Source organism: Microcoleus sp. BM001215392 (genome assembly GCF_036700185.1).
Lineage (GTDB): Bacteria > Cyanobacteriota > Cyanobacteriia > Cyanobacteriales > Microcoleaceae > Microcoleus.
On sequence record NZ_JAUBOJ010000003.1, the window covers coordinates 1 to 8,881 of the forward strand.

General features: G+C 46.0%; 10 protein-coding genes. 3 read left to right on the forward strand and 7 right to left on the reverse strand.

The features are described from left to right. The 3 genes from QT974_RS00610 to QT974_RS00620 form a co-directional block, all read left to right on the forward strand. On the forward strand, positions 1-277 hold a 277-nt coding region (locus tag QT974_RS00610; RefSeq protein ID WP_333466608.1), incomplete at its 5' end, for a hypothetical protein. Further along, on the forward strand, positions 222-1,241 hold the full coding sequence (locus tag QT974_RS00615) for a chemotaxis response regulator protein-glutamate methylesterase (RefSeq protein WP_333466609.1): 1,020 nt from the start codon (positions 222-224) through the stop codon (positions 1,239-1,241). The genes QT974_RS00610 and QT974_RS00615, both read left to right, overlap by 56 nt. A gap of 419 nt (positions 1,242-1,660) precedes the next feature. Next, positions 1,661-2,992, forward strand: a complete 1,332-nt coding sequence (locus QT974_RS00620) for an adenylate/guanylate cyclase domain-containing protein (RefSeq protein ID WP_333466610.1) — start codon at positions 1,661-1,663, stop codon at positions 2,990-2,992. Between the two features lie 100 nt (positions 2,993-3,092). Here QT974_RS00620 and QT974_RS00625 read toward each other — a convergent pair whose 3' ends face one another. The 7 genes from QT974_RS00625 to lpxC all read right to left on the reverse strand — a co-directional run bounded on the left by QT974_RS00625 (position 3,093) and on the right by lpxC (position 8,831). Beyond that, the gene (locus QT974_RS00625; protein WP_333466611.1) at positions 3,093-4,361 is read right to left on the reverse strand and encodes a DNA cytosine methyltransferase; all 1,269 of its coding nucleotides are present in this window, start codon (positions 4,359-4,361) and stop codon (positions 3,093-3,095) included. A 23-nt stretch (positions 4,362-4,384) separates the two neighbouring features. Further along, a complete protein-coding gene (gene lpxB, locus QT974_RS00630) occupies positions 4,385-5,557 on the reverse strand; it encodes a lipid-A-disaccharide synthase (protein ID WP_333466612.1) in 1,173 nt (390 codons plus the stop codon). A 9-nt stretch (positions 5,558-5,566) separates the two neighbouring features. Next, positions 5,567-5,884 carry a Uma2 family endonuclease gene (locus tag QT974_RS00635; RefSeq protein ID WP_333466613.1) on the reverse strand — a complete coding sequence of 106 codons (318 nt, stop codon included), beginning with the start codon at positions 5,882-5,884 and terminating at the stop codon, positions 5,567-5,569. Positions 5,885-5,891: 7 nt separating this feature from the next. After that, positions 5,892-6,173, reverse strand: a complete 282-nt coding sequence (locus QT974_RS00640) for a hypothetical protein (RefSeq protein WP_333466614.1) — start codon at positions 6,171-6,173, stop codon at positions 5,892-5,894. Positions 6,174-6,291: 118 nt separating this feature from the next. Continuing rightward, positions 6,292-7,101 carry an acyl-ACP--UDP-N-acetylglucosamine O-acyltransferase gene (gene lpxA / locus QT974_RS00645; protein WP_333466615.1) on the reverse strand — a complete coding sequence of 270 codons (810 nt, stop codon included), beginning with the start codon at positions 7,099-7,101 and terminating at the stop codon, positions 6,292-6,294. A 262-nt stretch (positions 7,102-7,363) separates the two neighbouring features. After that, positions 7,364-7,885 carry a 3-hydroxyacyl-ACP dehydratase FabZ gene (gene fabZ / locus QT974_RS00650; protein WP_333466616.1) on the reverse strand — a complete coding sequence of 174 codons (522 nt, stop codon included), beginning with the start codon at positions 7,883-7,885 and terminating at the stop codon, positions 7,364-7,366. A gap of 88 nt (positions 7,886-7,973) precedes the next feature. After that, positions 7,974-8,831: a UDP-3-O-acyl-N-acetylglucosamine deacetylase gene (gene lpxC / locus QT974_RS00655; protein WP_333466617.1), complete on the reverse strand. Its 858-nt coding sequence runs from the start codon at positions 8,829-8,831 to the stop codon at positions 7,974-7,976. Positions 8,832-8,881: the final 50 nt, after the last annotated feature.

Consider the following 8,881-nt stretch of genomic DNA (forward strand, 5'->3'; position numbering starts at 1 on the left):
TCTGACATCTGCGGTTTCTGTATCGATCGAAGACTTATGCAATTCAAGTCTATTCATTACTCCAATCCTCTTCCTTTTAGGTAGAGGTCGCTTTCAAACTGTCACAGGTCAACCCTCAAGCGGTCAACTGTTGAAAAGTTTTGTTTTAAAGAAAATGCCGCAGCCTAAAAAACTGTATCAGCCGACTCCAGCAAATACCCGCCACCTAAAATTAATCAAATATGAGCAATTTCAATATGAAAATAGCGATCGTCAACGATACGCTAATAGCTGCTGAAGCCTTGCGGCGAGTTTTGGTAACAGTACCGGAGTATGAAATTGTTTGGATAGCTGGCGACGGGGCTGATGCTGTGTCCAAGTGCGCCCGCAATACCCCGGATTTGATTTTGATGGATTTGATCATGCCGGTGATGGATGGCGTTGAGGCGACGCGCCTGATTATGAAGCAGTCTCCCTGCGCGATTCTGGTGGTGACATCCTCGGTAACAGGTAATGCTAGCAAGGTTTTTGAAGCTATGGGATATGGAGCTTTGGATGCTATTAATACGCCGATTTTGGGGTTGATGGGCAATTCCCCAAGCGGCGGTATGGAATTGTTAAAAACTATTTCTAAAGTCGCTAGATTGATTGGCAAAACTAACTCGACTTCGATCTTTGGTAGCGCAACTCCCAAATGCTTGACTCCGCCGCTGCTAGCGATCGGCTCTTCGACTGGCGGGCCCCAAGCTTTGGCAACTCTGCTATCGGGTTTACCGCCAAATTTATCGGCTGCTGTGGCGATTGTCCAACACGTAGATGCTGAGTTTGCTCCTGGTTTGGCAGATTGGCTGAGTCAGAAAACTAATTTGTCGGTGAGTGTCGCAGTTGCCGATCGACCTATGGAAGTCGGTAAGGTGGTGATTGCCGCCACTAACGATCACTTAGTATTACAATCGAATTTAACACTTAAGTATACGAAGCAACCTTTAGACTATCCTTACCGTCCCTCAGTAGATACTTTTTTCCAGAGTGTCGCCGAGCACTGGCCGGGTAAAGGGGTGGCAGTGCTGTTAACCGGCATGGGCAAAGACGGCGCTAAAGGACTCAAAATTTTGCGATCGGCAGGCTGGCACACGATCGCCCAAGACCGCGCTAGTTCGGTAGTTTACGGGATGCCGAAAGCGGCGGCCGAGTTGAATGCGGCGGTGCAGGTTTTGTCGGTGGAGGCGATCGCCCCAGCCTGCATCAAATATTTAGTGTAGAAATTAAGACAGAGGTTTGGGCCATTGTGCTTAAGCTGTTAAGCACAATGGCCGGTGACGTGCGAGACCCTAGTTGAGGATCATCTATCTATGGGGTGGTATTTTGGGAGTTTGTCGATCGTGGTTGTATCTTGCAGAAGTCCGTAGTTTCGCGGATTTCTGCGGTGCGGGCACTGGGCAAATACACGCAGCCCAGAAGCTGCTGACCCAAAAATTGGCGATCCTAGCCCTTGCCATTCATATCAAGCGTGCTAGGCTGTGTAAAGATTTTGCAAAAATGAGCCGGTAATATTTTGCCAACCTGGTATTATCACCTGGTAAGCGTACTTAAATAACACCGGAGTCGTGATTGATATTTACCAAATTTTCAAGTAAAAGTTTTTATCCTCTCCAGACAATGACCATTGCCCGATCAAGTTATGAACTTAACTCACTCTCAGGCTATTGAATTAGATAGCATTCATACAGTAAATCAACTAGAAATCCCAGAATTCAACGGCAACGTGGTAAAGTTGAAGTTTCATGATAAGGGAAGCAATGGAAAAAAGGCAGTTACAGCCCGAGATAGCGCCATTGTCAATAACATCAACTTGGAGAAAAGCCTCCATTCTATTGACCTAAATTCAGCCTTAAATTCTAAAACAAAAAAAATATCCAGCTTGACCAAATACACTGTCGTAGTTTTACTGGTTGACGATCAGGAAATGATCGGCGAAGCAGTGCGCCGAATGCTGGCCAGTGAAAAAGATATTAAATTTTATTACTGTAACGATCCGGCTCAAGCGATTAATAAAGCCTTAGAGGTGAAGCCAACAGTCATTCTCCAAGATTTAGTAATGCCAGAAATAGATGGATTGCAGTTGCTGCGGTTTTTTCGAGCAAATTCGCTGACGCGAGACATTCCGATGATTGTCCTCTCCAGTAAAGAAGAGGCCGAACTCAAAGCGCAAGCATTTTCCTTGGGTGCTAACGACTATTTAGTAAAATTACCAAATGCTGTCGAACTCATAGCTAGAATCCGGTATCACTCCAAAGCTTATATGCACCTGTTGGAAAGGAATCTAGCCTATCAAACCATGCAGGATTATTTAGTAAAATTAGAGATAGAACAAAAAAAATCCCAGGAATTGCTGTTAAATATATTACCAGAGGCGATCGCCGAAAGATTAAAAAAAGAACAAGGGATAATCGCCGACGAATTTGCAGCAGTTAGTGTGATGTTTGCCGATATTGTGGGCTTCACCCAGTTGTCAGCATCAATCTCGCCGAAAGACTTAGTACATTTGCTAAACGATATATTTTCCAAGTTCGACGAGCTCGCCCAAAAGCACGGTTTAGAAAAAATTAAGACAATTGGCGACTCTTATATGGTAGTAGGCGGGCTGCCAAATCCGAGAGAAGATCACGGAGATGCGATCGCCGAAATGGCCCTAGATATGCAAGAAGCCATCACCACATACAGAGAAAAGCTCGGTATCAGTCTCAGCATCCGCATCGGCATTCATTCCGGGCCTGTCGTAGCCGGAATCATCGGCACTAAAAAGTTTATTTACGATTTGTGGGGAGATACGGTAAATACCGCTTCTCGGATGGAATCTCACGGTATCCCGGACGGAATTCAGATTACGGAAGCAACTTATTTACTCATAGAAGACAAGTATGAGTTTGAAAAACGCGGTTTAATCAGTGTTAAGGGTAAGGGACAAATGGCAGCTTATTTATTGAAAGGAAGATTGGAAGTTGATTTTTAATTGGGAATATTATATCCGTTCAATTATCAACCAGAAAAAGTGTTCGATCGTTCGGAATGCGAGCCCTCGGCTTTGGTACAGAGAGGACTCGCATTCCTCACTACGAACCTTGTAGATAATATTGTTCTGCTTCCGACCAATTTAGTTTAAGCAGCGAATCATCTCCACTTGAAAACTTGACACTCGGCTTAATTGGTTTCACACCCAAAGCGCCAATAATCTGTGCAGCTACAGCTTTCGCCAATAGCGGCGGTACAGAATTTCCGACTTGGCGAAAACCGTGCCATTTTGTGACGTGAAATCTAAACCAGTCAGGATAAGAATGCAGCCGCGCAGCTTCCCTGACTGTAATGCACCGAGGGGCGATCGGGTGAATTGGTCTTGGCGAAGTATAAGCGCCCCTCGCCCTGTCGGTTCCCGCCCTGAGAGTGTTACAAACTCCCTCGGGGTGAAGCTTGTAAAAACGGCTGATCGGCTCTTTTTCGCCGTAGGCTGCTGCTGCAAATCTTTCCATACATTCGACAGAATGTTTGGTGCGCCGGCTAGAAGAGAGGATTTGTCGATCGTACTGGCGATTGTAGGAATAATCATCATCAAAATCGTCGATCCCGCGCATGATACTTGCGTAATCATTGCTGCAATCTCCGTAGTCAGCCATTACCCAATCTCGATGCAGCAACTCGCTGTAGTTTTCCACTTCTGGCAAATCTCCAATCGCATCCCAAACTGTCGGGACAGCAGGTAAATTAACTTTTTTATAGCGTTTGGGAAGTTTCTTTTTCGGCAGAAAAGTAGTTGGCTGAGGGTATTTCGGCAGATCGTAGCCTTTTTTGCAACCAATCAGAAACAATCGTTTGCGAGCTTGTGGCACTCCGTAATGAGCGGCGTTGAGAACTTGATAGTTTTCTTCTACTTGATAGCCTGCTTCCAGAAAAGAGTTAATTAACATATTCAGCAGTTCTTTGTGTTCGCCTGCTACAATTCCTGGCACATTTTCCATCACAAAAAACTTGGGTTTTAACTCTAAAACCAAGCGCTGAAAGTGAAAAATTAAAGAATTTCGCGGATCGCCGACATCGCGCTTCCCCATCAGCGAGAATCCTTGACAGGGCGAACCGCTGATTACTACGTCGATTTCGCGTCTGCCGATCGCAGATTTTTTCCGAATTTCTGCTCCAGTGAGTTCTGAGACATCTTTGCACAATACAGAACACATCGGGAAATTGAACTCGTGGGTAGCGCAGTGGATGGGGTCAATTTCGACTGAAGCAAGTACATCAAAACCGGCTTGTTCAAAGCCCAGCGTCATGCCGCCTGCGCCTGCAAATAAATCAACAGCGATCGGTCGCTTTTTCCGATAGCTTGACATAATATCTTAATAGTAAAATTGCTTTAAGAAGCTCTATTTAATTTAACATTTTTGATTATTTCCGCAGCCGCGCGATCGCACACACCGACATCTCCCAGACTTTGGCGCATTTCCCGATAACCCGTCAAAGTTTGCTGGCGCCGATCGGCATTTTGCAGCAATTCCAGGGCGTGGAAAACAATATTTTCCGCAGTAGCTTCGTCTTGTAACAACTCCGGGACGATCCGCTTCATTTGCACCAAATTGGGCGGGGAGATAAAAGGAATCGACAATTTCAGCACGTGGCGAGCAATAATCGCCGTAATCGGACTGACGCGGTAGGCGACAACTTGCGGAACCCCTAGCAAAGCTAATTCCAAATTAACAGTACCAGATTTCGCGATCGCAAAGTCAGCCGCCGCCAAGATTTCCAGATTGTGATTTTCCAACAAAGTAGCCCGCAAACCGTAATTCTCGATCGCTGCTGCGATTTTGCCGAGAAAAGCCGCTTGAGAAACCGGAATCCAGAAATGAACCTCCGGCATTTTAGCTTGAATAATGCGAGCAGCCTCAAATATCACCGGCATCAGGTACTTGAGTTCTTGCTTTCTAGAAGCCGGAATTAGAGCCACAGACACCTGTTCCGGCTCAATTCCCAAAGTTTTGCGGGCAACTTCCCGGCTGGGTGCAGATTGCATTCTATCCACCAAAGGATGACCAACCCAACTCACATCAGCTCCTTTTTTTTGATAATAACGAGCTTCTTCGGGGAAAATCGCCAAAATGCGATCGGCAATATTGACAATCAATTCAGTATTCCGAGGAGAAATCGAGCAAACCCATTCTTGAGGTGCGATGTACCAAACCACAGGTAAATCCGGCAAACAGCGACGAACGTAACTACCAATACCCAGATTTGGAGTCAAATAATCAATCAATACAACCGCATCTGGACGGAAGTTTTTCAAGTATTCTTTAGCTTTTTCCTGAACTTTGATCGTCGGCCAAATATACGGCACAGATTCTATAATGCCCATAGAACCAATACCCACAGTATCGCCTAAAATAGTAGCCCCAGCTTGGGCCATCCGAGGACCACCCAATGCGGTTATTTCCAACTCCAAGCCACTGGCGACAGCATGACGTTTTAAGGCTGCGACTAACAAAGCTCCTTGCAAATCGCCTGAAACCTCCCCAGTGCTGATAAAAATTTTCATATTCTGAGTTTAAATAGGTGAGATTTGTTGTAGCAATTGTGTCACAGCATCATATTGATCTGGCATATTAGCACAGCGCAGCAGTAATTCTAAATCGAGTTCAGGGAGAAATGCACTCCGGGAAATTTGGTCGTAATTTTCATTTCTCAAGCAGTAGATAAATAACTGGTTATTTTGCCAAAACCAAACTTCCCGAACGCCCAATCTTTTGTAAAATTCTAGAGTGTCTATCCCGCCGCTAGTAATTACGACTTCAATCGCAATATCTGGGACTGTTTTCTGGGTTCCTATGTCATAGGAATCATCGGGTTCTTTTCTACCTCCCAACTCTCTGTTAGCCAGAGTCGGCCCGCCCTTCCTTGCCGTAAAATCGAATCCCGCTTGCTCTCATGTATGCCTCTAGCAGCATACAGAGAGTTTTTTTGATGATTTCGCGTTCCGGCGAGACAGTCCTAAGTTGCAGGATGCGATCGAGATATAAAAATTTTACACCGTCAATATCTTTAAACGCTGATTCTATCGCTTCAAGTTGCTCCCAGCTAACATCTGAGAACTTGATGCAGCCATCTTGTTCTGTTTCAGGAGATGTAGATTTGACTGAAGTATACACATTCATAGCGCAACAGTCGCTTAGTTAATAGCTTTAATTCTACATCATATCGAATTTGGCTTTAATACCCCTTAATTCTTGAGTCGGCGTCCGGCGGAAATGGTTTGTTTGTATAGTAGCGGTTTCAACCGCCGACTTTGATCTTTTTACCAGGAATCAAACCGCGCCGCCCTTTGGTTACAGACTGCTGCACAAATCTCCGCAAGTGCTGCAAATGGTGATTTTCCGGCAACAAATCCAACTGTTCCAAAGCTTCATTGAGAGTGTAGCCAGAATGGTACAAAATCCGAAAAGTTTTCTTTAAAACCAGCAAATCTTCTGGGGTTAAACCCGCGCGTTCGAGACCTATTTTGTTGATAGCTCGCACTCGCGAAGGATTCCCCTCGACTAGCATATAAGGAGGCACATCTCGATCGATCCTGCTCAAGCCACCAATCATAGACAAGCGGCCGATGTGGACAAACTGGTGAACACCCAAAACCCCGCTGAGTCTGGCTTGGGACTCAATTTTGACGTGTCCGGCTAGGGCTACGGCGTTAGCAATGATTACTCGATCGGCAATATCGCAATTATGACCCACATGAACGTAAGCCATCAACATATTATGATTGCCGAGCGTGGTGCTTTCCCCCGCTCCAGTAGCGCGGTTGATTGTCACATATTCCCGAATCACATTGTTGTCACCAATTGTTACCCTAGTGGGAGAACCCTCATATTTCAAATCTTGAGGTTCCAAACCAATCGCCGCACCAGGGAAAATTTGATTGCGAGCGCCTATTTCTGTTAGTCCGTCGATAATTGCATGGGCGCCAATCTTAGTCTCCGGCCCGATTTTCACTCTTTCCCCAATTACAGCATAAGCGCCCACTTCTACAGTCGAGTGAAGTTCAGCGCGGGGATGAATCACAGCAGTTGGGTGAATCAAAGTAAGCATTTTTCAGTTTTCAGTTTTCAGTTTTCAGTTTTCATACCAAATCAAGCTTAAATACCCCGTTTATTTCTTAGTCCGCGGAGGCGGACTTCGCTTGTGTAGTAGCGATTTCAATCGCCTAATCATCAAGGATTAACAAACCAGGATTTAGTATCAGTAGTTTCTTGTCAATTGTCAATTGTCAGTTTTCATCAGGAATAGAGAGAAATTCCCAAATAACACATAACAATCACAAATAACCAATAACTAATGCCCAATAACCAATTTAATCTACCATTGAAAACGTCAATTCTCCTTCACAAACTTTTTGTCCGTCCACTTCAGCTATCGCCTGCATTTTTCCGAATCGTCGGCGTTTTACCCACAGCAATTCTACAGTCATCAGCAACTGATCGCCCGGTACAACCGGACGGCGGAACTTGACTTTATCAATGCCGGTAAACATCCACAAGCCTTGCTCTATGTCAGGTAACTGAGCCAGAACAATACCACCAACTTGAGCCATCGCTTCGACAATTAATACTCCCGGCATAATCGGTCTTCCGGGAAAATGCCCTTGAAAATGCGGTTCGTTGAAAGTCACATTTTTAATTCCTACAGCCCTCTGCGACGGCACGTAATCAAGAATCTTGTCTACCAGTGCAAAAGGATAGCGGTGAGGCAATAATTGCTGAATTTCTTCGAGAGTAAAAGTAGATTTAACCACTGGAGAATCCTCACCGTTGTCGGTGGGAACGAATTCTGAATTAGCAGTATTGAGCGTGTTAACTTCTGTCAGCGTAGACATTGCTTGAAGACTTTTGAGTGTGGTAGAAACGCGACGGATCGCGTCAGGGGTTGGTGAATTGTAACTGTGACGAATGCTCGTACCTGTTCTAAATTGTCTGCTTCGCGACTCCAGCTTGGGAGTTCAGCGCTAAGGCAAGTTGGACGTGCAGGCTGTGACTGGCTTTGTAAGCCAAGTAGTGAGCTTTTGGCCAAGTTCCTAGCAGACTGAGGTCGCCTGCTAAGTCTAAGATTTTATGGCGCACAGGTTCGTTGGCAAATCTCAAGGGCGGGTTGAGCCAGCCGGAGCGATCGCAAACCAGGGCGTTCTCTAGGGTACCACCTTTGATCAAACCTGCTTGTCGCAATTGTTCAACTTGGCGAGCAAGTCCAAAAGTGCGGGCTGGGGCGATCGCGCTAGCAAAACTTTCGGCCTCTGGCGACCAACTGTACCATTGATTGCCGATCGCCTGTTCCTCAAAATCAATTCCGTAGCTAAACCGAGTGGACGCTGACGGTAAAGCCGCGGCAAAAGCATCGCCGTGACGCACCCACACAGGCTCAGTAACCACGAATGAGGGATGAGAGTCTTCCTGGCATTCTTGAGGAATTAAGCCGGTCTGGGCGATCGCCTCTACCCAAACCCGAGCCGAACCGTCCAGCAGCGGCACTTCCGGCCCATCAACCTCAATCCGAGCATTATCCGCTCCCATACCCACCAAAGCGGCTAAGAGATGCTCTACAGTACGAATTTGAGCACCTGTCACACCAGCCAGTTCAGTAGAAAGTGCAGTCTGACAAACCGCCTCAATTTTTGCCGGAATTATCGGAGCAGCGGGCAGGTCAGTTCTGACAAAATAGCGGCCTTCTCCAACCTCAGCGGGCAAGACTCGGACGCGAGTTTGTTCCCCGCTGTGCAAACCAATTCCTGATAGTTCAAATTCAGATTTTAGGGTGTTTTGAGTCATTGGTCATTGGTCATTGGTCATTGGTCATTGGTCATTGGTCATTGGTCATT